This window comes from Pedobacter africanus, assembly GCF_040548825.1.
GTDB lineage: Bacteria > Bacteroidota > Bacteroidia > Sphingobacteriales > Sphingobacteriaceae > Pedobacter > Pedobacter africanus_A.
The window spans coordinates 253,545-280,373 of record NZ_JBEPSL010000006.1 but is presented as its reverse complement, the minus strand read 5'-3'; the positions used below and the strand labels follow the sequence as shown (position 1 = coordinate 280,373).

24 protein-coding genes and 1 tRNA gene are annotated in these 26,829 nt (G+C 46.1%); 9 read left to right on the top strand and 16 right to left on the bottom strand.

Annotation, left to right across the window (positions count from 1 at the left end):
- Positions 1–42: 42 nt before the first annotated feature.
- The 4 genes from ABIE26_RS24860 to ABIE26_RS24845 all read left to right on the top strand — a co-directional run bounded on the left by ABIE26_RS24860 (position 43) and on the right by ABIE26_RS24845 (position 4,708).
- A complete protein-coding gene (locus tag ABIE26_RS24860) occupies positions 43–933 on the top strand; it encodes a heparin lyase I family protein (protein ID WP_310146529.1) in 891 nt (296 codons plus the stop codon).
- Between the two features lie 96 nt (positions 934–1,029).
- Complete coding sequence (locus ABIE26_RS24855; protein WP_310146527.1) at positions 1,030–2,178, top strand: TlpA family protein disulfide reductase; 1,149 nt, start codon at positions 1,030–1,032, stop codon at positions 2,176–2,178.
- A 38-nt stretch (positions 2,179–2,216) separates the two neighbouring features.
- Positions 2,217–3,968, top strand: a complete 1,752-nt coding sequence (locus tag ABIE26_RS24850) for a sensor histidine kinase (protein ID WP_310146525.1) — start codon at positions 2,217–2,219, stop codon at positions 3,966–3,968.
- A complete protein-coding gene (locus ABIE26_RS24845) occupies positions 3,965–4,708 on the top strand; it encodes a LytR/AlgR family response regulator transcription factor (protein WP_310146523.1) in 744 nt (247 codons plus the stop codon). The genes ABIE26_RS24850 and ABIE26_RS24845 overlap by 4 nt, the downstream gene beginning before the upstream one ends.
- A gap of 68 nt (positions 4,709–4,776) precedes the next feature.
- Here ABIE26_RS24845 and ABIE26_RS24840 read toward each other — a convergent pair.
- Positions 4,777–4,853, bottom strand: a tRNA-Asn gene (locus ABIE26_RS24840).
- Between the two features lie 142 nt (positions 4,854–4,995).
- Between ABIE26_RS24840 and ABIE26_RS24835 the strand changes: the two genes are divergently transcribed.
- Positions 4,996–5,916, top strand: coding sequence for a PfkB family carbohydrate kinase (locus ABIE26_RS24835; protein ID WP_310146522.1), 921 nt, complete (start codon positions 4,996–4,998; stop codon positions 5,914–5,916).
- Between the two features lie 3 nt (positions 5,917–5,919).
- On the opposite strand, the gene ABIE26_RS24830 is transcribed toward ABIE26_RS24835, so the two are convergent.
- Together ABIE26_RS24830 and ABIE26_RS24825 are read right to left on the bottom strand one after the other, a co-directional pair.
- Entirely contained in the window at positions 5,920–6,156 is a 237-nt protein-coding gene (locus ABIE26_RS24830) for a cytochrome b5 domain-containing protein (RefSeq protein WP_310146520.1), read from the bottom strand.
- Entirely contained in the window at positions 6,149–6,727 is a 579-nt protein-coding gene (locus ABIE26_RS24825; RefSeq protein ID WP_310146518.1) for a lycopene cyclase domain-containing protein, read from the bottom strand. The genes ABIE26_RS24830 and ABIE26_RS24825 overlap by 8 nt, the downstream gene beginning before the upstream one ends.
- A gap of 58 nt (positions 6,728–6,785) precedes the next feature.
- Here ABIE26_RS24825 and ABIE26_RS24820 point away from each other — a divergent pair, with 58 nt between their 5' ends.
- Positions 6,786–7,808 carry an LLM class flavin-dependent oxidoreductase gene (locus ABIE26_RS24820; RefSeq protein ID WP_310146516.1) on the top strand — a complete coding sequence of 341 codons (1,023 nt, stop codon included), beginning with the start codon at positions 6,786–6,788 and terminating at the stop codon, positions 7,806–7,808.
- A 25-nt stretch (positions 7,809–7,833) separates the two neighbouring features.
- On the opposite strand, the gene ABIE26_RS24815 is transcribed toward ABIE26_RS24820, so the two are convergent.
- Complete coding sequence (locus tag ABIE26_RS24815; RefSeq protein ID WP_310146514.1) at positions 7,834–8,322, bottom strand: hypothetical protein; 489 nt, start codon at positions 8,320–8,322, stop codon at positions 7,834–7,836.
- Between the two features lie 82 nt (positions 8,323–8,404).
- Between ABIE26_RS24815 and ABIE26_RS24810 the strand changes: the two genes are divergently transcribed.
- The 3 genes from ABIE26_RS24810 to ABIE26_RS24800 all read left to right on the top strand — a co-directional run bounded on the left by ABIE26_RS24810 (position 8,405) and on the right by ABIE26_RS24800 (position 10,786).
- The gene (locus tag ABIE26_RS24810; RefSeq protein ID WP_310146512.1) at positions 8,405–9,532 is read left to right on the top strand and encodes an epoxide hydrolase family protein; all 1,128 of its coding nucleotides are present in this window, start codon (positions 8,405–8,407) and stop codon (positions 9,530–9,532) included.
- Positions 9,529–9,900, top strand: coding sequence for a DUF1801 domain-containing protein (locus ABIE26_RS24805; protein ID WP_310146509.1), 372 nt, complete (start codon positions 9,529–9,531; stop codon positions 9,898–9,900). The genes ABIE26_RS24810 and ABIE26_RS24805 overlap by 4 nt, the downstream gene beginning before the upstream one ends.
- A 316-nt stretch (positions 9,901–10,216) precedes the next feature.
- Positions 10,217–10,786 carry a dihydrofolate reductase family protein gene (locus ABIE26_RS24800; RefSeq protein ID WP_310146508.1) on the top strand — a complete coding sequence of 190 codons (570 nt, stop codon included), beginning with the start codon at positions 10,217–10,219 and terminating at the stop codon, positions 10,784–10,786.
- A 13-nt stretch (positions 10,787–10,799) separates the two neighbouring features.
- On the opposite strand, the gene ABIE26_RS24795 is transcribed toward ABIE26_RS24800, so the two are convergent.
- The 12 genes from ABIE26_RS24795 to ABIE26_RS24740 all read right to left on the bottom strand — a co-directional run bounded on the left by ABIE26_RS24795 (position 10,800) and on the right by ABIE26_RS24740 (position 26,816).
- Positions 10,800–12,293 (bottom strand): PQQ-dependent sugar dehydrogenase, encoded by a 1,494-nt coding sequence (locus ABIE26_RS24795; protein ID WP_310146506.1) that lies wholly within the window; start codon positions 12,291–12,293, stop codon positions 10,800–10,802.
- Positions 12,290–13,357, bottom strand: a complete 1,068-nt coding sequence (locus tag ABIE26_RS24790) for a dihydrodipicolinate synthase family protein (protein ID WP_310146505.1) — start codon at positions 13,355–13,357, stop codon at positions 12,290–12,292. The genes ABIE26_RS24795 and ABIE26_RS24790 overlap by 4 nt, the downstream gene beginning before the upstream one ends.
- 3 nt (positions 13,358–13,360) lie before the next feature.
- Positions 13,361–14,377: an NAD-dependent epimerase/dehydratase family protein gene (locus ABIE26_RS24785; protein ID WP_310146504.1), complete on the bottom strand. Its 1,017-nt coding sequence runs from the start codon at positions 14,375–14,377 to the stop codon at positions 13,361–13,363.
- A gap of 28 nt (positions 14,378–14,405) precedes the next feature.
- Entirely contained in the window at positions 14,406–15,611 is a 1,206-nt protein-coding gene (locus ABIE26_RS24780; RefSeq protein ID WP_310146502.1) for an Nramp family divalent metal transporter, read from the bottom strand.
- Between the two features lie 89 nt (positions 15,612–15,700).
- Positions 15,701–17,272, bottom strand: coding sequence for an SLC5 family protein (locus ABIE26_RS24775; protein WP_310146500.1), 1,572 nt, complete (start codon positions 17,270–17,272; stop codon positions 15,701–15,703).
- Between the two features lie 10 nt (positions 17,273–17,282).
- Positions 17,283–18,644: a neutral/alkaline non-lysosomal ceramidase N-terminal domain-containing protein gene (locus ABIE26_RS24770; protein ID WP_310146498.1), complete on the bottom strand. Its 1,362-nt coding sequence runs from the start codon at positions 18,642–18,644 to the stop codon at positions 17,283–17,285.
- Positions 18,641–19,414 carry an SDR family NAD(P)-dependent oxidoreductase gene (locus ABIE26_RS24765; protein ID WP_310146496.1) on the bottom strand — a complete coding sequence of 258 codons (774 nt, stop codon included), beginning with the start codon at positions 19,412–19,414 and terminating at the stop codon, positions 18,641–18,643. Before ABIE26_RS24765 ends, ABIE26_RS24770 begins: the two co-directional genes overlap by 4 nt.
- Before the next feature lie 18 nt (positions 19,415–19,432).
- Positions 19,433–20,611, bottom strand: coding sequence for a galactonate dehydratase (dgoD, locus tag ABIE26_RS24760; RefSeq protein WP_310146494.1), 1,179 nt, complete (start codon positions 20,609–20,611; stop codon positions 19,433–19,435).
- A gap of 2 nt (positions 20,612–20,613) precedes the next feature.
- Positions 20,614–21,948, bottom strand: a complete 1,335-nt coding sequence (locus ABIE26_RS24755; RefSeq protein WP_310146492.1) for an aspartate aminotransferase family protein — start codon at positions 21,946–21,948, stop codon at positions 20,614–20,616.
- A 214-nt stretch (positions 21,949–22,162) separates the two neighbouring features.
- Complete coding sequence (locus ABIE26_RS24750) at positions 22,163–22,801, bottom strand: GntR family transcriptional regulator (RefSeq protein ID WP_310146490.1); 639 nt, start codon at positions 22,799–22,801, stop codon at positions 22,163–22,165.
- Positions 22,802–22,897: 96 nt separating this feature from the next.
- Complete coding sequence (locus ABIE26_RS24745) at positions 22,898–25,600, bottom strand: hypothetical protein (protein WP_310146489.1); 2,703 nt, start codon at positions 25,598–25,600, stop codon at positions 22,898–22,900.
- Positions 25,601–25,688: 88 nt separating this feature from the next.
- Positions 25,689–26,816, bottom strand: coding sequence for an acyltransferase family protein (locus ABIE26_RS24740; RefSeq protein ID WP_310146487.1), 1,128 nt, complete (start codon positions 26,814–26,816; stop codon positions 25,689–25,691).
- Between the last annotated feature and the right edge of the window lie 13 nt (positions 26,817–26,829).

Genomic DNA, 26,829 nt, shown 5'->3' with positions numbered 1-26,829 from the left:
AGCTGTTCCCCGGCCAATCATTCCTAACCTAAAAAACCAAATATGAAAAGACAAATGATGAACATTGGCGGCTTTGCGGCAATTGCTGTATTGCTGCTTGGTACTGCCTGCAGTAAAAAAACAGGTTTAACCAATGAAGAGGGGGCCGAAAAAAACAAAGTGGAAACCCTTTCAAATGTCCAGGGACTTACCGCTAATGGCGACACCATCCTGAACGTGACCTACGAAAACGGGCAACTCAATTCTGGTATTACAGGGGTAAGAGGCACTGTGGCTCCTGGTGCTGATGCCGCCTATACTGTTCCTGGCGACAGCAGCACCTATGCCATTGCCCATAAGGTTACCCTGGGCAATCCCGACTACTACTCGGCAGAAGCCTATCGCAGTGAATCGGATGCCCTGGAGCACCAGCCCTCTTTATTTTTCCCGGGAATGGAAAGGAGATATGAGTTTAGTGTATACCTGAAAGACTGGGAGCAATGGAATTCGGCAAACCCACCCTATGGAGACAACATCTTTCAACTGAAAGTAACAGGTGGTGATCCGGTTCCGGTAAGGTTGTTAACCAAGCGCAACGCGATTGTAGCCAGGTATGATGCCAGCGGCAATGGTACTGTGATTGCTGATTTCAGGCCGCAGATCAACAAATGGATTCATTTCCGGATTGATGTGAAATGGACGCTGGACAATACCGGTTACTTTAAAATATATACCCGTTACAGCAATGAGCAAAGCTATACCCTAAGGCTGCAGAACCTGAATGCCAGAACATTTACCGGCACACAACTGGCTAACGGACAAAAAGGCTATATCAAATGGGGTGTATACCGCGAAGCCGGAAAAGACGCCAATGGCAATGTCATTACCAGCGACAATGTCCTTACCCGCATTGCCTATCATGACAACGTCAGGATTATAGCTCTTCCGCTTTAACAACAATAGAACCCGATTCAAGGAAAACCCTACCGGATTCATTTATTGATGATAACTGTTGCAAACAGCTGCTCATTTTTGAAAAAACAAACAGCAATGAGAAAAACAGTTATCATCATTTTCCTGGCCCTGGCAACCGGTAGTTGCTTCGGGCAATCTATTGATACCGCTGCACTGGGCATCCTGCAACGGTCCTATAAAAAGTTAGCGGCGATGCAGGTCCTTAGTTATGAGTTAACAAAGGTAGATACCATGATCAGAGATGGTATGCCGCCACAGGTAGAAGTAAAAACAGTTTTTGGGAATATAAAAAAGAATGCCTACTGGCAGCTACGTTTCGACGACAACACCGAATGGTGGCTGATTCGGGGCGACACCTTATATAAAAAAGAAACTTCGGGCAGATCTCCCATCGTATCCTCCGGCAGTTGGGACAAACATTCCATGGCAGCCAACAGCATTTACCATATATTGGGCAGGAACTGCCCAGGTATAGAGCCAGGTATAACTGCCATACAGTTTGCAACAGATACCAGCAAAGGGGATTTATACCTCATAGACGTCATCAGACAAATAGATTACCAGACCGATGAAATCAAGAGTGAACGTTTTTTCAACAGGTATTGGGTCGATAAAAAAAGCCTGTTTTGTAAGCGAAGGATGATGTACTCCCGAAGGCTGGAAAGTGGGCAGGAGGCTATTGATATTTATGATTTTTCTGTATCGCTGAAGAAAAACCCTGCAGACCTTGATTTTAAATATTTTTTCAACGGTCCGGTAGTAAAAGAGACAGTGGTTAAAAAACATGAAAATCTTACGGTTGGTACTATAGCCCCGGATTTCACAATAACCGACGTCAAAACGGACAAACCGCTAAAACTGGATGACCTCAGGGGAAAAGTAGTGCTGCTTGATTTCTGGTATATGGCTTGTATGCCCTGCAGGATCCTGATACCCAGAATCCAAAAACTGCAGGAGAAGTTTAAGAATGAAAATGTCGCCATTATCGGAATAAACATAAGTGATTCTTCTGCCGAAAAAATTCTCTCATTCTTAAACGACAGGAAGATCAGCTATCCTCAGTACTATCAAACAGGTAAGCTGGTACAGGATTATAAACTCAATGCTTTTCCTACTACACTGGTACTCGACAAGGAAGGCCGGGTAAAACTGCTGGAAACTGGTGTTGCAGAAACTACTGAAAGTGTACTGGAGCAGGCAATAAGAAAAGAGTTAGGTTTATGAAATATATTTTGTCCGTATTTTTTTCGACCTTGTTAAAAATGAAATTTTTGCTACTCCCGATCTTCCTGCTGTGTGCTTTCTTTAAGCCAGTTTCTGCGAGGCAACACACAGGTTCAGCAGATGCCGTTCCCTCTTCCAGTATAATCATCAAAAAACGTATAAAAGGCAAGGATTGTGATACCTGTAACTTTGATTTTGCGCTTGATGCCGAACCAGGGTTCAGCTACCTGATCACGGGATCAGGGCATACACCAGCACGGTTTTACGATCAGCTTCCACTTTTCAAAGCATCCGGAGGGGGGCCAAAGACATTCAGTTCTAACCTGCATCTGATCTCTGCCGGACACATCGGGATTACCTTCCTGCCAAATTTTATATCCGAAGGGGGAAAACGGCTGCAGCTCTATCGGAATTTTGGGGGCGAGGATTACCGTAACCTGGAATACCTGACCGAACAGAACGGCAGGGTGATTAAACCCTGGGCACCACTCTATTCACTCGCGGAAAACAAGAAATATGCGATGCTTGGGCACAAAGAGGTATCAGGAATTGAAGTGACCGCTCCCTGGAAACAGACATTTTATGCGGGAGATTTTGACCTGAATATCGGTGACTCATTGCGCGTTACTATACGCAATACCAAAACAAAAAAAATTGTAAAAAAAATATCTATATACCGTGTAGAAGACAGGGCCACCAATTTTGTCTATTACCAGATACCCTTAACAGACGAGCAACTGAGCGTCAATCTCCAGAATATCCTGAATGTAGTATCTGGTGATCCAAACATGGTTGATGGACGATCGTCCGATATATTTGAAAAGGATTACAATGCTGTCGGCGTACTGAGGTTTCATGTGGATGGGCATGAAGAACTCCAGTATTCTTTTGACAATAGCCCATCATCCTGGCAGTCGGTATCCACAGGCTCACGCGACAATGTATTCCTGGTTCTTGGCACCGAATTACCTGAAGGGAAGGATCAGGATGTTTATCTGAGGTACAATACACAACCACAAACCGTACACCAGATAACCATCAGGGTAAAACCCCGCCCCTTTCAAATGCCCTGGTTAAAGATAACCGGGTTAAGTACAGTATTGCTCACTCTGGCTGCCATCTGGGCCTACTTATTGGATAAACGGAACAGGCAGAAAGTTGTAGAACTTAAAAAACGAAATCAGGATACCGAAACTCGCCTTTCCTTATTGAGCGGGCAACTTAATCCTCATTTTCTTTTCAATTCCTTACATGCCATACAGGGTACCATCAACAGCAGTAATCCGGATAAGGCAAATGCCTATATCGGCAGTGTAGCAGAATTTATGCGTGATGTGATGGATACAGGCAGAAAAGAATTCATCTCATTGACGGAGGAACTTAAGATCGAAGAAGATTATTTAAAAATTGAGCAGGAAAGAACCTCTTTTTCTTATACCATCAGTCTTGCGCCGGAACTCACAGCGGCGCAGATTGATTTCCCTCCCTTGCTGCTGCAGCCGGTTCTGGAGAACAGTATCCGGCATGCTTTTAGTAAAGACCTTGAGCATCCTGAAATTTCCATTAACATCTATAATAGAGGCACCACACTTATTATTGAATTGAATGACAATGGCACCGGAGCCTGGAATACAGATCATATCAGAGAAGGCCAGGGGCTCTCCCTCACCCGGAAACGTATTGCTGTCTATAACGAAAAACTGGAATCTATGTCCATTCAGCTTCATATAGATTATATACCAGGCAAAGGAACAATGACTACCTTTACCCTACAAAACTGGCTTGCATGAATAACCTTAACTGCTTTATCGTAGATGATGAACAGGGCGCCATTGAAACATTATCGGTGCTGCTGCATCGGTATTGCCCTTTTCTAACCCTAGCAGGCACCGCCGGTTCAGTAGCTGAGGCCCTGGTGTTTTTGAAGGACACCGTTGTAGACATCCTGTTTCTGGATATTAAAATGAAACAGGAAACTGGTTTTGACCTCCTAAGGCAGCTCCCGGAACGCAGCGCTCACGTAATATTCGTTACTGCACACGATCAATACGGCATCCAGGCTATCAAATTCTCGGCTACCGATTACTTACTAAAGCCCCTAAACCCTGAAGAGCTCATTGCCGCCGTACACAAGGTTGGACAAAAGAAAATAAACCATACTGAGCAGGTTGCCATGTTGCTGCAATCTTATCAGCAACAGCAGAACAACACGCAGAAGCGCATCGCCCTGGCCGATCAACAGGAGATCAGATATGTGCTTATCGAAAACATTGTGTGCTGCAATTCAGACAACAGTTATACGAGTTTTTACCTCTGCGGAGAAACTGAACCAATTTTAGTTTCCAAGTCCATTGCCGAATATGAGGCACTCTTGTCCCCTTATGGCTTTATCCGCATTCATCAATCCTGGCTGATCAGCAGAGATCATATAGAGACTTTTAAAAAGGCCGATGGAGGCTATCTGATTATGGATAATAAATTAAGTGTACCGGTAAGCAGGCAAAGGAAGCATTTACTGAGGGAAATATAAATAAGTGCAGAGTTCTTAGATGAAAAAACAAAAAAGCCTTTCAGTAGTCCTGAAAGGCTTTTTGCAATTGGCTCCCGAAGCTGGGCTCGAACCAGCGACCCTCTGATTAACAGTCAGATGCTCTAACCGGCTGAGCTATTCGGGAGTATCCGGCTATCAAAACGGGCTTTTAGAACTCTTAAAGAACATAAAGCCTTGTTCGTTTTGGGAATGCAATATTAGGGCTTTTAAATTATTTATGCAATATTTGCAGTGAAAAAAATTAAAAAAAAATTCAACGAATTTATATGAGCCTGATAATCATAGGAACTGTAGCTTTTGACGCTATAGAAACGCCCTTCGGAAAAACCGATAAAATAGTAGGTGGTGCCGCAACTTACGCCAGTTTAGCTGCATCTTACTTCTATGATAAAGTAAAAATTGTAGCAGTAGTTGGTGATGATTTCCATAAAGAAGACATCGACACCTTTACAGCACATGGTATAGATACCGAAGGTTTACAGATAAAAGAAGGCGAAAAATCTTTCTTCTGGTCGGGCAAGTACCACAATGACATGAACAGCAGAGACACCCTGGTTACCGAATTGAACGTATTGGCTGATTTTGATCCGATCATTCCTGACAATTACCAGGACTGCGAATACCTGATGCTGGGCAACCTAACCCCTATTGTACAGCAAACGGTAATTAAACGTTTAAAAAACAGGCCTAAGCTGATCGTACTGGACACCATGAACTTTTGGATGGACATCATGATGCCAGACCTGCTGGAAACCATTAAAATGGTAGATGTGCTGACCATCAATGATGCCGAAGCGCGCCAGCTTTCAGGCGAATACTCACTGGTAAAAGCCGCACAAAAGATTTTAACCATGGGCCCTAAATACCTGATCATTAAAAAAGGTGAGCATGGTGCATTGCTGTTCCATGAAGACAAGATCTTCTCGGCCCCGGCACTTCCATTGGCAGATGTTTTCGATCCGACCGGAGCAGGCGATACCTTTGCAGGCGGCTTTATTGGTTATATGGCCAAAGTAGGGACGGTAAACTTCAACAACATGAAAAATGCGATCATTTTTGGTTCTGCCCTGGCTTCTTTCTGTGTAGAAAAATTTGGAACAGAGAAAATCCTGAACCTTACAGCAGCAGAAGTTTCGGCACGTGTGCAGGAGTTTGTAAGCTTGAGCGCATTTACCATCGAGGCATAGGGTTTATTTTATCAGCCCTACTACCTTAAACTTTTCAAAAACCGTTTCTGTATGCGGTGCATCGGGCAGTTCAGCTGTTAAATCCTGTCCTGCCCAATGCTCATAATGTTTACCATTACGCCATAGGCGGCTTTCCGTAACATCATAAATTATTCCTTTATAGGCTACCCATATCTGGGGTTTATCCTGCCCGTTGCGCAAGGCCAGTTGTTGTTTGGTATATACAGGCAGATTATCCATTGGTTTTGCCGGGCTTATGCCTAAAAAACTCAAAAAAGTAGACTGCAAACAGCAGCACCGCCATAAAATAAAAATAACCTTCAATCCCGATGTGGCCCAGCTTCAATTTCAATGTTTCCGCTTCAGAAAATTTAACGAGGCCTTTGCTATCAAGTACCGCAAAAACGATGTAAAACGGGATCAATAAAAGCACATAGCAGCGATAAAATCGATACATAAACCTGAGCTTGTTTTTATATTCAATGAAAAACAACAGGGCAAACAGGGTAAAAAAAGTAATTGCAGTATACCATTTCTGGTAACCAAAAAACAGCAGGGCCACGCAGAGCCCCAGTAACAGGTTACTGGTTAACAAGCTATATTTTTCAAGCGCATTACCGGGGAAACGATCGTTTAAAAACTGGTATAAACCTATAGCAACTGCCGGCACCACAAATGCAGATAACCCCACTAAAACAGGGCTGCTGAAAGAAAGCACCCTAAGGCTGACAAAAAGAAAAGTAAACAGCGAAAACACGGTACCGGTAATCAGCAGGGACAATAAAGCAGCTTTAATCGTATTGATGTTCATTTAAAAGATATCTCTGCCTCCAAAAGTAGCATATAAAATGTAATGGGTATATTTGTTTATGAAGAAAATAGGATTTTTATCGTTTGGGCATTGGTCTAATCATCCTGCCTACAGCACCCGGACAGCAGGCGATACCCTGCTCCAATCTATCGATCTGGCAGTTGCTGCCGAAGAAATTGGTTTGGATGGCGCTTATTTTCGTGTACACCACTTTGCAGCCCAGCTGGCTTCGCCTTTCCCTTTGCTTTCGGCTATCGGTGCCAAAACAAATAAAATAGAGATCGGGACGGGTGTAATTGATATGCGTTATGAAAATCCACTGTACATGGTGGAAGATGCCGGAGCTGCGGATTTAATTTCAGGGGGAAGACTGCAACTGGGGATCAGCAGAGGTTCGCCCGAACAGGTAATAGATGGCTGGCGCTATTTCGGATATGAACCAGCTGAAGGAGAAAACGATGCAGACATGGGACGTCGTAAAGCCCTCGAATTTCTCGATAAGCTAAAAGGCATAGGGTTTGCCCAGCCTAATCCCTACCCGATGTTTCCCAACCCAGCTGGCCTGCTGCGCCTGGAACCACATTCGGAAGGATTGCGGGAACGTATCTGGTGGGGCGCGGCTTCAAATGCTACCGCCGTTTGGGCAGCCGAAAACGGGATGTACCTCCAGAGCTCTACCTTAAAGTACGACGAAAGTGGTAAACCCTTCCATGTACAGCAAGCGGAGCAGATCAGGCTGTACAAGGAAGCCTGGAAAAAAGCAGGGCACCAGCGTGAACCCAGGGTATCAGTAAGCCGCTCTATTTTTGCGTTGGTAAATGATCAGGACCGTTATTTCTTTGGACAGGAAGCCGATCGGGCCGATAAAATCGGGATGATTGAACAGGACAAACGTGCCATTTTTGGCAGAAGTTATGCTGCAGAGCCAGATCAGCTTATAAAAGAACTGGCTGAAGACGAAGCCATTCAGGAAGCAGACACATTATTACTGACCATCCCCAACACTTTGGGTGTTGACTACAACGTACATGTACTGTCTGCTATCCTTGAGCATGTTGCACCAGGATTGGGCTGGCGTTAAATATTACTTCCTAAACGGCAACAGACTAAGGCTCCATCGGGTAGCCGGATTTGATAAACCGGCTTGCTGCGCAGGCAATTGGAAAACCAAGGCAAATGATCAGTATGGCTATAGCAACGACGGCATCTGAAACCCGAAAGGGAGGAACAGTGATCCTGCTCATTCTTAACACCAGCTGTGTGGTAACAAGCCAGGCGGTAAATGCGATTAAAACTGCATTTGCTGCTATGCTTCGATGCAACAAAGACCATCTTGAATAAAGCCAGAAAAAGCAAAATGCGCAGGAAAAAACAATTATATAATGAAAAAGCAATCCGAAAAAGATCATTTCCGGTCCTCCATTGTAGGCTGCTTTGCCCCAGATACCACTGGCGATGTATGCCAGAACCCTGTCTGGCATCACATCATTTGACAGCCATGCATTAATGCATGCTGCTATAATGTCAAGTGTCCCCGCAATTACAGTGGTTATTAAAATAGGTATCCATTTGATAGGGTGAACATTATTTTTCATTACTGAATATACCATTTTTATCTAATCTTTTATAAATAAGGTATTTGTGCTAACTTCGGTTACATATCCTAAAACATCCGCTATGAAAAATTTAATACCATTTAATGTATCCGTAAATCAATCCGAATTGGATGACCTAAAAGCACGCCTGAAAAATACCCGCTGGCCAGGCGAGGCCGAAAGCGCTGGCTGGAATTTTGGCACCAGCGAAACCTATCTGAAAGAGCTGGTTAATTATTGGATCGGCGAATACGATTGGCGCAAGCAAGAAACGGCGCTCAACAAATATCCTCAATATATTACTGACGTAAATGGCATTAAAATCCATTTCCAATACATCAAAGGGAAAGGTAAGGTCACCAAACCCCTTTTACTAACCCACGGATGGCCAGACAGTTATTATCGTTTTCATAAAATCATACCATTGTTAACCGAAGGCGATCAAAGCTTTGACCTGATCATCCCCTCTATTCCGGGCTTTGGCTTCTCTGAAAAGATAGCGATGCCGGGCGAAGCTGTTGCCGACCTATGGAAAACCCTGATGACCAAAAATCTGGGCTATACTGAGTTTTATGCCGCAGGTGGCGATATAGGTATGGGTGTTACCAAAGCACTTGCATCCAAATACCCCGAGGTAGTTGCCGGTGTGCATTTTACAGATGTAGGTTATCCTATGGGGCAGGAAGATCCCGGCACCATGACCGAGGCCGAAAAGCAATTTGCACAATTTGTGCAGCAATGGTGGTACAGTGAGGGTGCCTATGCTATGGTACAAGCTACCAAACCGCAATCGCTGGCTTATGGCTTAAACGATTCGCCTGCCGCACTTGCGGCCTGGATGCTCAGCTTCGGAAATGCAGGCGCTTCTCCTGAAATTTTAGAAAAAGCATTTGGTGGCAGAGATGAACTGCTGACCAACATCATGATCTATTGGACAACACAAACCATAGCTACTTCTGTCAGCATGTACAAAGTAGAGGCAATGGCGCAATGGGGCGGAGCAGCACCCCTGCAGAAAAGCAAAGTACCGGCAGGCGTTGCAGTATTTCCAAGAGAAGCACAATTTCCAAAAGAATGGGCAGAGCGCTTTGTAAATGTGGTAAGCTTTAAAAAAATGGATGAAGGAGGGCATTTTGCTGCGCTGGAGGTACCTGATCCTTTTGCCGAAGAATTGAGGAGCTTCTTTTACAGTATTTCCTCAGGTATATGAAAGCCGTCCCATTTTTACAACAGTATCCTGATCCCGTTTTCAGCCTTGCCACGCAGCTCCGTGAAGTAGTCCTGGAAAATTTACCCGATGTTACCGAACAGGTTGACTTAGCAGCAAAAATGATAGCCTACGTTTACGGGCCAAAATATGCGGATATGATCTGCGTGATCATCCCTTCAAAAAAAGGATTAAAACTAGGCTTTTATAAAGGCATTGAACTTCCTGATCCAGATCAGCTGTTAGCGGGCAGTGGTAAAATTTCCCGCTATGCAGTGATCAAAAACCAGGAAGATGTTTATAACACCGCTTTAAAAACCTTGTTAAATAACGCGTTCGAAGCCTACAAACAAAGAAAGCTGCTTTCATAACAATTGCACTTAAACGCATCTGCGTTCGAGCTGAGTTAGGACTGCGTTCGAGCTGCGTTCGTCTTTTCCAAGCCATTGGGCTGGCTTTGACAAGGGGTTGACAGGGCCCTGGTATAGCCAATTGCCTTATCAAGGGGTAGCGTACGCCTTACCCGCAGCCTGTCATATTACTACGCAGCCCGAACGCAGGTTAAACGCAGGTTAAACAAAGCTACTGGCATTGAACATAAAATACCCGCTTATTGTCGTGATCGCACCTCACGTATGTACTCCATTCCTCTTTAAATTTGGCAATACTTAAACTAATAGCAACAAAATGAGAAAGATCAGAATTTTCGAACACATTTCGCTGGACGGTGTGATCGAGCACGACAAAAACTATACTTATGGAGGATGGACCGCAGCGTACCGAAGCCCAGAAGGTATGGCCATGCTGCTCGGGGCATACGGCGGCAACTTTGACCTGCTGCTTGGCCGAAAAACTTACGATGAATTTTTGGGTTACTGGCCAAATGCAGGTGACTTTCCGATGGCCAATGCCATAAATGCCGCAACCAAATATATAGCAACCCACAGGCCCGAAAGCCTGGAGTGGGGGCCGGTAAAAGATCTGGGCACTGATATCATCGAAGGGATTCGCAAACTCAAATTGACGGATGGCCCTGACCTTGTGCTTTGCGGAAGTATATCGTTGACCGCTATGCTGCTCGATGCGGGATTGGCAGACGAGGTAATCCTGATCGTATACCCGGTATTATTGGGCCCGGGCAAACGCCTTTTATCGGATGGTATTGACGCCAGGGAACTTGAATTCGTTAGTACATTGGCCACACCAACAGGTGTACTGCTCAACACTTATAAGCATGTTGGGGCCTTGAAAAAATAATATTTCACAGGCCTTATTTTCTTTCTAACTGCACATCTGCCACAGTAACCGCGCCTGAGCCCGCACCAAACTTACTGCGCACATAGGTCAGTAACATCGCCATGTCGTTGTTCTCCATAAAAGAAAACTTAGGCATCCGGTTCTTGCCATTCAATACGGTACGGATCAGGTTCCGCTGATCTCCCTTCACCACAGCCGATTTCAGTAAAGCCGGAAATATTTTATCAATCCCCTTTCCATCGGCCTTATGGCAGGAAGCACAATAATTGGTATACAACAAAGCTCCTTTATTTACAGCCTCGGTATTTTTGTGTGCGACAATAGCCGGTTTGGCCGCAGGACTTGCGTGTTTGGCATCCATACGGTAAATACGGATGATCCGGTCGTCATTTTTAGCCGGTGCTGCATTGGGGTTCCAGTCGAGGTTACTGGTAGCCAGGTATACATCACCTGCCGGAGAAACACATACCGAACGCAACCTGCCAAATATTTTTTCAAAGTAGTTTACATCAGCAATGATCTTGTTGCCGGTCGGATCCAGCATTAACGAACGCAAACTGTTTCCCTTTAACGTTGTAAGCAGCAAACGGCCTTTAAGTTCCGGTATTTTAGCTGAACTGTAATAGGTCATACCTGCAGGGGCAATGGTAGGTGTCCAGGCCTGCAATGGCGCAACTACAGCCGAATCTTTCGCAAAAGCTTTTTCCTTATCCGTATTCACCGCTCCTTCTACAACAGGCCAGCCATAATTACCTCCTTTAACCAGCAGGTTCAGCTCATCATCGATGGCATCGCCATGATCTGAGCAGTACAGCTTACCTTTGGCATACACCAATCCCTGCGGATTGCGAAGTCCCCATGCCCATACAGCGCTACCTTTAAAGGGGTTGTCGGCCGGAATGCTCCCATCCAGGTTGTAACGCAATATTTTGCCATTGGGCGACTGAATATTCTGTGCATTACCATCCTGGGCACCATCACCCGTAGCCACCATTACCTTTCCGTCAGGGGCAATCACGATGCGTGAGCCAAAATGTGAAGTCCAGGCGGGATACTCCAAAAATACAACCGGGCTAACCAGTGTATCCTTCAGGGCATCATAACTGTATCGGACTACCTTAGAAACCCTGGTTTTAGTTTTGGAATAGCCGGTATAGTTGATAAAAACATAAGGGTTATTTTTCAGATCGGGATGCAAAGTCATCCCCAGCAGGCCCGAAGTACGGTCGCGAAAAACATCGGTTAGGGTAAGCAACAGTTTGGTTTTACCGGTTTCAGGATTTACTTTACTGATAGCCCCCGATTGTTCGGTATACCAGATGCATTGATCCGGCCCCCAGGCAATCTGCCAGGGCACGTTTAAGTGGCTGGCTACCGACTGGACACCTACCGTGCTGGCGCCAATCCGGAACTGCTGCTCCGGCGGATTGCTCAACATTGAAGAGCTGCAGTGGATAAATGCGCCTGCCAAAGCCAAAAGGGCTGCTGTTCTGATCAAACGTATCATGCTTTTTGAAGTTGGGCAAGGAAATCCCTTACAAAATCATCATCTGTTAATTCCGGATAGGCCTGGCACACCCGGGTAATCTCTTCGGCCTGTCCGGCCGAAAGTTTTTCATTCGGATCCAGGCACCAGGTATCCTGCATTAAACCTTGCCTTCTGAGCACCTCATGTATACCAGGAATACAGCCATGAAAGGCATGTGCAGGATCAAAAATTGCCGCATTCATATCGGTTACAGCAATGCCTTTGCCAAGCAGTTCAGCTGTGCCGGTATAGCCCGCGTCGCGGCAACGCTTTATTTCTTCAAAAAGTTTCACTGAAGCATGTGTCCATACCGCCCAGTGACCCAATAAGCCGCCTTCAAATCTTTTGCTGACGGTCTGCCCATCAATTTCGAACTGATAGGTGGTCAGCAGATCGGCCACTATATTATCGTCGTTGCCCGTGTACAATGTAATCTTATCCCGGCGCTCAGAATGGCATACCGCACGCACAAGGTCCAGCGTTTGGTACCGGTTAAAAGGCGCCGCCTTAATGGCAAGTACATTATCAATATTTGCAAACTGAAGCCAGAAGTCGTACGAAAAGATCCGCCCGCCAACGCTGGGCTGCAGGTAAAAACCAAAAACCGGCATAATTTCGGCTATGGCACGGGTACGTTCAAGAATCTCGGCCTCCGTTTTACCTTGCAGCCCCCCCATGCTGAGCAGGCCCAGATCGTAACCATAGTGCAGACTGGTTTCTGCCTCACGTACGGCCTGCGGCGTGTCACCACAAATCCCGGCTATCTTGATAAAACTGTCCTCTTTTCCCGATCTGGCCACCTCTTCTGCTGCAAGGGCCAGCACCTTTTCGTAGAGGTTTACCTGCGGGTTACGGATAGCAAACTGCGTGCTGTGCACACCTACTGCGATACCACCTGCGCCCGAAGCCAGGTAATATTGACTAAGCAATCGCTGATACACTTCATCCAGCTTTCGGTTGACATTGAGTGCCAGCGGGTGTGCAGGAATAACCGTTCCCTGCCTGAGTATACTTTCTTTTTCTGCGGATAGTTGAGCTGCCATATTTTAAAATTTACCTGTTCTTTCCTGAAAATGAGTTGGTTTATTTAGCGCTTCGCCTCCCTGCTGCATCCAGGTAGCGGTAAGTTCAATAATTTCCCTTATGGTTACTTTAGGATAACCAAATATACGATGACACTCCGAAGCATTGTTGAGCAGCGCTGTTCCGGCGCTTTCATTCACAAATTTTGGTTCTTTGCCGAAGATCAGGCCAAACTGATTGGCTGCCCAGCGGGTAGAAAGGATTTCCGGTCCCGTAACGTTTAATATTTTTGCCGGTGATGCGCAATGCAGTAAAGACCGGATAGCAATTTCATTGGCATCGCCCTGCCAGATCACATTGACATTCTCTGTGCGCAGGTCTATTTCTTTGCCGCTTAATACCGACTTTGCCAGTTCAACCAGTACCCCGTAACGAAAATCGACCGCATAGTTGAGCCTGTAGATCAGCATCGGGGTATTGTTCTTTTGGGAGAAATATTCAAATATCCGCTCTCTGCCCAGGCAGGATTGTGCATACTCACCTATAGGTTCCGGGCTGCTTTCTTCAGATACTCCGCCTGACGTTACCGGCACAAAAGGCAGTACATTACCGGAAGAAAATGCCACGATATTGGAATTGCGGTATTTTTCGGCTACCCGGCCCGGCAGGTAAGCATTCATGGCCCAGGTAAAGGCTTCTTTACCTGTGGTACCAAACTTATGGCCTGCCAGATAAATGACATTTGGGGCATCCGGAAGGGCATTGAGCGCTGCATCATTGAGGAGGTCGGCTGCAATGGTCTCTACACCAACAGCCTCCAGTGCACTGCGCGACGCGGCATCAGAAAAACGGGAAACGCCAATAACACGCTGTCCGCTACCCGCAATGTCTATAGCCTGCCGTGCGGCACGCGCCATGGACGGGCCCATCTTGCCACCTACACCAAGCAGTAAAATATCGCCTTTTATACGGCTCACATCTTCAACCAATGCCGCTGAAGGCTTCAGGATCTCTTGTTCTAACTGGGCTAAATTATTCATATATTGTGTGTTTAGGTTCGAGATCAAATCACTTCAGGAACAGCTCCTGAAAATTGTAAATGGCCAATGCAAAAAGTAACAGCAGACCTGCCAGACCAGCATACTTTATAAAAGATGTATTCACATATTCGCCCATCAGGCTGCGTTTATTGGAAAGCAGGTACATGGCCGTACCAATAAAAGGCACCAGAAAGATGGTCACGCTCTGTGCAAAGATAATCAGTTCCAGCGGGGGTTTTTCATAACTTACGGCTACCATAGCCCCGATAACCATGACCAGCGCAATCAGGCCTTTTACCACTTTGGAATCAAGCTGGCTGCCATACCCAAAGCCATCCGAAAGCAGTGAGCCCCCAATAGTGGCATTACCAATAAGCGAGGAAAAAGATGCACCAAACAAACCAACCAGAAATAACAGGGAAGCATTGTGACCAAACAGGGGCTCAAGCGCACGTGCCATATCAGATGCTTTATTTACCGGAATACCTTTGACATGCAGCACTGCTGCTGCACAGATCATCACTACTGCGCTCATGATACCCAATATCACCATACCTGCAAATCCATTGCTGTTTTCAAGCGGGGCTCCCGGTCTCAGCCTTTTCCGGGCCTGCATCAGGTAGGCCTGGTAAAAAGCGCCAACCACCGAAAAACAGGAAGCAGTAAATGCAATAACCAAGCCTGTGGAACCCTGTGGAACAGCGGGAACAAAGCCCCGCAAAATACCAGATACATCAGGCTGTACCATAAACATGGTTGTTAAAAATGCAAAAAGCATCAGCGCGACAATGGCTATCATCAGCCGTTCCAGGGTTTTATAGAAATTACGAAAAAACAGAAGCCCTATACTGATCACATTAAATAACAATATCCACCGGGTTGGACTTGTACCGGTTGCTTCCGAAAGTGAAATACCAATACCAATGGAATTACCTGCCTGGAAAGACGTGGTGACCAGAAAAATCCCAATCCCCATTAAACCCGAAACCCACTTGCCATAGGTGTTACGTATGGTAGCGAGCAATGATGCATCAGTGGCCACCCCCAGTCTTGATCCTATGGAAGTAAACACGATCATGAAAAATATAGCCACCACCACTACCCATAGCAGGCTATAGCCATACATCGCCCCCATTTTTGAGGTGATGGTGATCTTACTTGGACCAAAAACAATGGCAGCAGTAACAATACCAGGGCCAAGGGAAACCAGCCATTTTTTAACGGAGTTGATCATACAGGTGATTTTTTTCAATACTATGTATACAAATATATTATTTTTTTGTATACAAAAAAATAATATGAAAAATTTCAGAAATTGGTCTGTCAGGCGTATTTGATGTAGAAATACAACACAACTGCCGTGATAATAGCCCACCAGATGAAGGGGTTACGCATCCCTTTTTGCTGATCCCGCTCATTTACGGGCAAAGAGAGGCTCTCGCGTGTCCAGATCAGCCCGGTAAGTTCAGCTTCAGGCTTAGGTTTGGTAAACAGACTAACGCATACGCAGCACAGCATACAAGCCCAGAATACAATTCCTGTACGGTTAAAGAAAGGCATACCAGGCAAGCCATATTCAATAGCCAGCGACAGCGGAATGGTAAGCAATCCGGCTGCCATGGCCCCGGCGTGCGTAGTGCGTTTCCAGAGAATACCGAGCAGGAACATAGCCGCAATACCAGGTGTAAAATAGCCGTATGCGTTCATCAGGTAAATAAAAACAGGTTTTTCTGAATACAGGGTAAGCAAACCGGTACAGATGATTCCCAGTACAATAACAACCACCCCAGCGATACGCCCGAAGCTTACAGATTGTTTTTCGGTAGAGTCTGGCTTAATGTAAGGCAGGTATACATCCATGGTTAGAATGGTGGTACAGGAATTGATCGCACCCGAAAGGTGCGACATCACCGCGGCAATCAGTCCGGCCATCACAAGACCTACCAGCCCGGAAGGCAGCAGATTTTCCACCAGCGTAGCAAACAGCAAATCGGGCTTGTCCAGATTTGGAAATAGTTTCGGGGCTACCAATGCAGGAAATATGATCAGCAAAGGCAGCAGGAATTTAAGGTAATCGCCAAAAATAATGCCCATACGTGCGTGCCACTCATTCTTGGCCGCCAATGTACGCTGCACAATAAACTGGTTGGTGGCATTGTAAAAGATACTGATACACAACAAACCACCCAGGTACATGGTCCAGGGAAAATCAGGGTCATTGGCCGGCATCATCAGCTTCCAGTCTTTAGTCGTTTCCAGTACCGCTGAAAAACCTCCTGCAGCATCAATAGTAGTATAGGAAAGTGCAAACATCCCCAGCATGAGCACACCGAGCTGCACCATTTCAGTCCAGATTACCGCCCGCAGTCCACCCGCAATGGTATACAAACCTGTCGTAATGGCCAGAATGAGCACACTCGTTACCATAGGAATCCCCAGCAGCGATTGCAGCGATAAGGCGCCCAGGTACAGCACAGCGCTGATCTCTACAAAAATATAGGTAAGCAGCACCAGCACTGAATAAATGGTACGTGCACCTTCGCCGAATCGTTTCTGCAGAAACTCGGGCATGGTATAAAAACCATTGCGCAGGTAAAAGGGCAAAAACACCCAAAGCAAGGCATTAAAACCGATCAATATGGCCCCCCACTCTGTAACCATAGCCACAAAGCCCCGGTTATAGGCTACGCCCATTACCCCAACCAGCTGATGACTACTGATATTGGCCGCAATGATGCTGCCACCGATCATCCACCAGGGCAGTTTATCGCCTGCCAGGAAATAGTCTCGCTTAGTGCTGCTGCCTTTACGGGACGCATAAATACCCAATGCGATAATACCCAGGATATATATGCCAAAGACTGCGGCATCAAGTGTGGTGAGGTTTGATTTCATGTGGTTTTGCTTAGTTCAGTAGTTTTTTTGCGGTAACGATTGCAGCCTCGGCTAACTGCTCGAGTGTGCCGGCGGCAAAGGGCGTTTGCCAGACAGCATACATATTTTTAACGTAGAGTTCCTTCGGCGGCAGATACCCTGCATAGCCATTTACAATATTCATTACCGCTACTGCAGCCGGCTGCAGCTGCCGGCGAAGTTCCTGCTGAAAACAAGAATAAGCTTCATTAGGCTGTCCGATCAGACAGGCTTCGCCCAAACGCCAGACCCATAACGGCATCACAGAGACATCCCCCTCTCCTACCGTTTTACGGATTCCCCGCATCCGCCACAAGCGTTCTTTAAGCACATGGTCCTGACATTCGCGCCATTGACTTTCAATCTCTGCAAGGGAAGGCATAACCTTTAAGGCCATTGGAACATCATACAGTTCGACCCCAAGTTCGCAGGCAGCTTTGCGGCTTTGTTTGTTCCATACCGCCAGAGGCGCACCGGATTCTACCACCCGGCTCAATTCCAATCCGGTATTTGCAGGGAACATAGCCTGTAACACGGCCAGTGCAGCATGTCCTAGCCGGTACCCATAGGCATCGGCAAGCGCACAATCACCCGAATACTGCTCCCGCGGAGCCAACTCTCCCGACGCGCCCTGCAAAAAGGCGCAGGGTGCGCCGGTATGCGTTTCTATCAATTCGCGCATGGCCCCGATGTAGTCCGGAGAAATCAGCTTATTATCCCAGGCCAGTGTGGTTGGATGACAGGCATAATTGACCAAAGTTCCGGTAATTTTTCCATCAGCATTGGTAATTCGCCCCACCAGCAGGGTATCGTCGGCCTGTTTCTCCGGATTAAATCCGACCAGCAGCCTGTAAGTCCCTTCTTCGGGCAGGTCGCGATTGCCTGCAAGATCGCATTTCCCATAACGCCAGGAAAGCGTTGAGGGTACAGCGGAACTCAGGGCTGTTCTGACAGCCGAAACCGCACATTCCCGGATTTGCATGAGGTAGGGAACTATAAACTTCCCACCCGGTTTGGCCGAGTCTTCAGAGAACAGGCCCGGACCAGCATGGGTATGGGATAAACAAAACATCAAACGGGAAGCATCCAGCTGAAAGGCCTCCAGCAGGGCATAACGCAGTTCACGTTCATCAGCGGCACTTTTCCACCAGCCCAGATCGGCAGTAATGAGCACCAGCGGCTGGTTTTGCGCATTGTCCTGAAAGGTAATGCAGGTAAGTTTAAGCGGACGGTGAATACCCTGCGCCACATCCTGTGTTGCAGCACCCCAGTTTCTGGCATAAATGCCCGCTGGTGGGGTAATGTCTTCCTGCGCAACACCTATGATGCCACTAAATGATGGATCGCTGATCATACCGAACGTAATGAAAGCCCACCATCCATTAATAAAGTACTTCCGGTGAGGTGCGTATTGGCCGGATGGCAGAGGTACAATACCTGACGTGCAACATCCTCAGCAGCCATGATCTTCCCTAAAGGAACTTTTCCGGCAGCCTCCTGAATTAAACCAGGATTTTGGGCCCAGATCTCGGCACTTAAGCCCGCGTTTACATAGCCGGGGGCCAGTTCATTGACCAGGATCTGGTACGGGGCCAGCTCCAGTGCCATGCATTTGCAAAGCATGCGCAGGCCGGCTTTAGATACGCAATAGGCAGGTAGTCCCGGGTGTACGGCCTCGGCGGCCCAGCTGCCAATAAACACTACGTTTCCAGGCATTTGTTGTACGGTCATCAGCTTTGTCGCTTTTTGGCACAGGTAAAATGCCCCGTCAAGGTTAATGCGCAATTCGCGCGACCATTCGGCTGGGCTGACCTGAAGTACACCGGCCTGTGTAACCGTTGCGGCATTTGAAATGACAAGGCTGGGTATACCCAGCTGCTGCACAACTTCCTGCAGCCAGCTGTCTACAGCAACAGGATCAGAAACATCTACCTGTGTATAATGCGCAGGTACTTCATACTGCTTTTTCAGTTCAGTTAAAAAATCCAGTGATTCAGCCTCTGCACGCAGATCGCCAATGGCAATAGCCGCCCCATGGGCTGCAAATTGATGGCATATGGCCCGGCCAATATCACCCAGTCCGCCGCTAATGACCATTACCCTATCCTGAAACAATTTTTCCATATGCCCTTTACTTTAGGTTTACCAATCGCCTACGCTACCGTCTTTATAAAATGTCCTTTGCAGCACTTCCTGCTGAAAAGGATGCTTCTTAACTTCTTTTTCATTGATTTCGATACCCAGGCCCGGACGGGTATTCGGGCGAACGATCCGCCCGGCTTTTTCAACGGTAAAACCTTCACTTACCACCTCGGAACGCCACGGCACATCATTGTGCACACTCTCGCAAATGATATAACCCGGAGTGGCAAAGCCGAACTCAATAGATGCCGCTGTACTTACCGGCCCCTGCGGATTATGCGGAGCTATTGCAATCCGGTAAGCTTCGGCCATAGCAGCGATGCGCCTAACCTCGCTTAATCCGCCGCAATGGGTAATATCGGGCTGGATTACACTTACCGCTCTTTTTTCAAATAGCTCCCTGAAAGCATGAATGGTTACCAGGCGTTCGCCGCTGGCAATCGGCGTAGACACTGCCCGCTGGATGAGTGCAATATCTTCTATAGATTCCGGCCAGCAAGGCTCTTCAAAGAAATACAAGCCATAAGGCTCCAGTGCTTTGGCAAACTGCATGCCCATGCGCGGACTGGGACGTGCATGGCAATCGACCATAATGTCAATATCGTTTCCAACAGCTTCACGCATAGCGCTAACACAGGCCTCGGCATAATGAATAGGTTTTAAGCCTTCGAGCGGCATGGTTTCAGGCACAGCCATAGATTTAAAAGCTGTAAAACCATCTTCAACCGCCTGTTTGGCCAACTCCCCAAACCGGCTGGCATCATCTGGCCGGGTCTGGTAAAAGTCTTCCATTTTTCCCCCTCCCAGGTGGCAGTATAAACGAATGTAATCGCGAACGCGACCACCCCAGAGTTCATGTGTAGGCACTCCATGTATTTTACCGGCAATGTCCCACAGGGCAATGTCAATGCCACTAATGGCCGTTCCCCTCACGATACCGTTGCCATGCCAGAAGTGCTGGCGGTACATCATCTGCCAGAGGTGTTCTATGCGGCGGGGATCTTCACCGATCAACAGTTGCGATAAATCTTCAATTGCACCAACCACACTTCGGGTATGCCACTCCAGTGTGGCCTCTCCCCAGCCCCAAAGCCCGGGCTGATCGGTAAGCACCTTTACAAATATCCAGTTCCTCATGCGCGCATGGCACACATAGGTTTCTATAGCGGTTATTTTCATTTTTATTTGCTCAATAAAGCTGACAATACTTTTTTACTTTTCTCTAGTGTTTCTTCTATATCGGCCATGCTGTGTGCATAAGATATACTTCCTTGTTTAGAGGCCAGGGGAAAATTAAAAATCCCCTCTGCGATCAGTTTATGGCGATAGTTTTTATCAAATGCGGCATCGTTATGCAAAGCAATATCGTGAAAATCTTTCGGAGCATGGCCCATAAAGTATACACAAAATGCAGAGCCCTGGCGCGCGGTATAAAAAGGCTTGTCGTAGCCCGAAAGTATATCGTTTAATCCCGCCTCGAGGGTTGCCCCCAGCCTTTCCACGTGCGCATACACGGCAAATTCCGGCGAAGCCAGCTTTTTGAGGGTGGCAATGGCAGCAATGGTAGTTAAAGGATGGGCATTAAAAGTACCTGCAATAAGTACCCGTTTTTCCTTATCCGGGTGCACAAAATAATCCATGTATTTTGCTTTGCCGGCAATTACACCCATAGGGTAACCATTGGCAACGGCCTTGCCGAAAGTGCTCAGATCTGGTGTTATGCCGCATATGCTCTGGTAACCGCCCAAAGCATGACGAAAACCGGTTTTAACCTCATCAAAAATCAACAGGAAACCATTTTCATCTGCAAGCCGGCGCAAGCCTTCCAGGTAACCGTTTTCTGGCTTTACTATACCTATGTTTTGCAATATCGGCTCCAGAATGATGCAGGCCACAGGGTAGCGGTTTACAATGTACTGAACGGAATCCAGATCGTTATAGTTGATGACATGAATAAGGGCCTTGTGCTGCTCAGGAATACCTGCAGAAAGCGCATCGAAAGGATACGCTCCGGGGCTTACCCTTGGCCCTACATCTTCGAGGTTACTGATCACATTACCGGCCACATCGTTGTGCCAGCCATTATATCCGCCCTGCATAATGATTACATGATCGCGACCGGTTGCCGCCCTCGCAATGCGAATGGCATGATAGGTAGCCTCAGAACCGGTAGTGGTGATCTGTAGTTTTTCCGCAGTAGGCACACTTTTGCAGAACAGTTCAGCAAATTGACCTTCCAGATCAGTAGGCCCTGCGCCCATCAATACCGACTGACCGTGTATTGCATCCATGACCGCGGCATTTACATCCGGATCGTTGTGCCCCAGGAAAGCAGCAGCAAAGCCAGCCTGATAATCGATGTATTCATTACCTTCAATGTCCCAGGCCCGGCTTCCCATGCCCCTTGAAAAACAAATATTGGGCTCCGATTTACGGTTAAGGGAAACCACCCCGCCCGGGATCCATTTTTCATTTCTGGTAATTACTGCCGCCGATTTTTGCCAACTGTTTATCATTTCTTTAGATTTTAAAATTTTCAATAAACCAATATCCGGGTGAAGCTGAAGTCCAGACGCCGTATGGATACATAGTTTTGTATACAAATATATTTATTTTTTGTATACAACAAAATTATAGGCTATTTAATATTTTTTTATTCCGCTAGCAGCAGCAAAAAAAAAGCCGCACCTGTTTTAAGGTGCGGCTTTATCGTCCGATAAGAGACCTGGCTTATTCTATTTCAAGCGAAGCGACCTCACCACGGAGTAAATGTTTAACCAGAAATTCTTCTGCCTTTTTAAGGCTTTTGGCTTTTAACGACTTCAGAATTTCGCGGTGCTCTTTGTCGGTTAACTCATAATCGTCCATCTGTGTTTGGGAGCGCCCCAGCTTAAGATGAAACAAGGGAATATTACTCAACTCATAGAGATGCTTCAGTTTGACGTTTCTGGACATATTGATTAAGGTTTCATGGAACTTCACATCGGCCTCGCAAGCCCCGGAAAAGTAACCATTCTTCACCATTGCCGAAAAATCGTCGCATATGCGTTCCAGTTCGGCAATGTCCTCATCAGTAACATGGTTGAAAGCCAGGCGCAAAGCCCCCAGCTCAAGCAATTCACGGATCTCGCGGATCTCACGTACATCAGCTGCTGTCATTGATTTTACATAATAGCCGCCTTTTTCTCCTACTTCCAGTAATCCCTCGCCCAGCAAACGGTTCAGCGCTTCACGGACCGACACCCGGCTTACTTCGGTTTTTGTAGCCCAGACATCCTCTTTCAACCTGGTTCCGGGAACCAGCTGATTAGACAATATCTTTCTTCGAAGCTCTGAATATACCTTATTTGATTGCGAATCTTCTTTCATAGCAAATATGTAAACAAATTTATTTGTAAAAAGTAAACAATATTAAAATTCCCGCAAGATACTAAACAATTTAAGCATTTAATATAACATTGCACATTACTTTAAATCACCTGAATCATAAGCTCTTCCGGGAGTTACCACAAACTTTCCACCGGAAGCTTTAAAAGATATGGTGTTTTTACCAGGCACAACATCATAGTTAAAATTCACTTTACCATCAACCCGCTTTACATTCCAGAAACCAGGCTCCATCCCCATCAAAACAAATTCATAAATACCTTCATTTTCAACATCGATTGAAAATGGCGCCTGAATCAGACCACCGCCCGCCCTCATGCTCAGTACACGATCTGCTACCAAGATCTGGTAGCGGCCTTCCAGTTCTTTAAATAACACAGGCAAAGGCTTCGCATCACCCTCCACCATCTGAAACACGGTAAGAAATTTATGATGCCTGCCAGGCTTTTTAGGCGAGATCATAATGCGATGTCCATTCGCCTCGGCCTTTGGAGATACAACCTCATACCGCTCTCCAAAAGTACTATTTGCACTTTTGCCACTCAAGACCTCAATGTTACGGTCTGCAGCAGCAGGAACAAGCATATTTACATGTGTTTTTCCTACAAGGCCTTTAAGCTCATTTTTTAACACCAGGGCTCCGTTTAGTTGTTCAGGTTTATTCAAAGTATTAATTTGCCAGAACTTTTGAAATTCAGGTTTTGCCGTTGTCATATCGTCTGTTAAGACAATTACCGCCGGAACATCTTCCCTTCCCAGGTTCAAAAAACAGAACCCACGGGTATAATTTGTCATTTTAGCGGTATAAGCCCCGGTTAGATCAGCCTTAAAATAACTGAATGACGGCTTTAGCTTTGAAGGACCAAAATCGGCAGACAAAACTTTACCATTATCAAACCAGGGATCAGCGGTAACCTGCTGTGGACTTAACGGGAACCGCTGATTGAAACGTGTACCGCCATCCCGAACTTTCGCACGAAACAGTAAGGGCTCTTCCGGATCTACAGCAAGCATCATACTATGGGCAACAGACCTCTTATTAAAATTATAATCATAAGGAGAACCGTAAGACAAATACAGGCCAATATCACCAACCTGTATGCCGTGGTGATAAATCTGTAAGCTCCCTGCATCAGCCTGTTGATGGTTGCCGAACTGATATCCTCCTCCTTTTATTTCTGCGACTACATCTTTACTGGTTTCTTTACTGTCCCAGCCTGTACGGGCAACCATTCCACCCAGAACTGTTCCAAAGTCCTTGGTCAAAGGAAGCGAATTAAGGTTATGGTCCGCTTTTAACTTAGGATCGTTCACCAGCAGAAACAACACAGGATTATCTGGCAGGCCACCTTCACGCTCAAATTCACCTTTAATGAGCGGATCATTTGCATAGGCAGAACTTAAAAGCATAGTTTGAGCTTGCTTCCAGTACAAAGGCCTGTCGCCACCAAACTTCACACTAAACATATCTCCATCACGAAGCATATAGCCATCAGGCAAACGCATATACAGCCAGTAATAAGGCAAACTTTTAATGTTGTCATCAAAAATAGAAAGACCTGTCATCCTGTAAAAAAGCCATACGGCATGCATTTCCCAGCCAAAACGATAAGCACCGTAATCGACCCCCTGATTGTGCCGCGGCGACTCATATTCGAATTTTCGCATAGGGACCAGGTTCTCTAAAATAGTATACGAAGTATATTTATAGAGTTCAGGATTCTTATCGTATAGCGCAATACTCATAGCCAGCAAATCCCGGCTTATTTGCGCTTCATTGCCATGACCATTAATGATACTATCCATAAATGGCGGCCAGCCTATTTCCATTTCCCTCGCCAGGCCCAACATTTTATCGTACAGCAATTGCTTCTCTTTTGCTGTGAGTAAATCGTAACACCAGTCATAAACCAATGATGAGGTGTAAATTGCCCTTCCGATTTCGCGGGTGATATCTCCATATTTCACATTGCCAAACTCCAGCATAGTCATATAATTAACCATCAATCTGGTCACTTCATTCCCTATTTTTTTATCGCCAGTCATCAGGTAATAGAAAGCTTTTATCTGAACGGCTTTCTCCAGCTCTTCCTGGTAAAAAACTTCTCCATCAGGGTTAAAGCCAAACTTGTACGGCACTTTCGCAGCGGCACTTACCTGAGTCCATGCGGCCAGGTTTTCGCCTTCAGTTAACCTCGCCTTAATTGCGGGCAGGCTTTGCCTGGTAACCCACAGCCGGGGATGACCATTTGGCGGAACTATCTTCGGCACATAACTCCTTGCACTTAATGGAACTTCCGGCGCATTGTAGTTCTTTAATTCTATATACTCCAACTCCAGGTATTTTGGCAACCATACTTTGATTTCCTGATGCTTGCCGCTTAATTCAAATTTACCGGACACCTGATTGCCAGCCTGATGCAAATCATATAAAATTCTTTTTGTTGGGCGCTGGCCACCAACCTGTATTTTTAGATAAGCAGCAATTACATTTCCCTGCTCATCTTTCTTTAAACCTTCGCCAGTCCCTGCAGGAAATGCGCGTGTAGAAATTTCATAAGTTCCGGCTTCCGGCACCTGCACAGTAAATACCAAATCAGGAGCAGAGCGTGGAGCATCTACCATCGATGGAGCGTCCTTTTTCAAACCAACCCTAAGCCCGGCATCAGTAGCCTGAATTTTCTCTGATGTGCTTTCATTCAGCTGAGCCTGCCCCACACCAAGTCGTTTTATGTATTTATCACCAACCACATAGGGATGCACCTGAGTAAATGCAGTCAATGCACTTACGTTTAACAATAGAAAAAAAAACAATCTTAATTTCACTTTCATCATTTTCAAATCAAGGGGAACGGAAACAATACGATACTTAAACTTTAATATAGATTTTATTTTTATTTAAAACCCAGCCCACGCACCAGCAAAACAACATATTTGTAAGCGCGAAAAGCAATGAACCTGCAGGGCCAGGCAAAACAGCCTGAAAAACAACCTCGTTAATCTTCTCATATAAATTGACCGCACCAACGGGGATTTTACGCAACACAACCAGAAGAAGCTCTGCAAGCATATATATGAATAGCGGGTTCTTACCAAAAATGGTAAAGAAACCTGTCCAGCGTTTATCTGCTCCATTTTTTGTTTGTGTAATTAAAACCAAAAAAGAAAGCAGGATCAAATCCATACCTATGGTTAAAAGCGAAAAAGAACTTGACCATATTTTTTTGTTGAAAGGAAATACTTCATGCCATGCAATCGCCAGCAATACGCCGGCAAACCCTGTCAAAAATAAAAGATTTAAGGCAGACCGGGAGTTTCTCTTTTCCTGTAAATACTTTCCCGCAAGATACCCGGCCAGTACATTTACAACCGCAGGAAGTGTACTCAGCAAGCCCTCAGGATCAAATACAGCATGATCGTAATAGAGATGCGCTCTGCCAAAGAGGAAGACATCCAATTTAGTAATGGCATTTCCTTCAACAGAAAAAGGATCACCAGAGCCGAACACAACTAAAACGCCCCAATACAACAACAGTATTCCCGGCACTAAACACAACAATACCTTCTGTTTTATATAGCGTACAGCCAGGGCAATTAACAGGTAGCAGATGGCGATACGTTGCAAGACCCCAAAATAACGTGTTTCGCCTATAGGAAAAGGAATGATATGGTTATCGGCACTTAGTTTGTAAAACGGGAACCAATTCATCAGATATCCAAGAAGAAAAATAAGGGATGCCCTTTTAAAAATATGGAACAAGACCTCAGCTAAGGAGCGGTCTTTATTTTTTTTTTCCGCAAAGCTAAGTGCGTTCCCCACTGCAAAAAGAAAAGAAGGAAAAACCAGATCTGTAGGGGTAAAACCATGCCAGGGGGCATGATCAAGCGGCCAGTAAGGCAAGGCCCCTGAACCCGGGCTGATCACAATGATCATGAAGCATATGGTCATCCCACGAAAGACATCTAATGCGGTAAATCTTGTTGTAGCTTTGCTCATTTCAATAAAATCA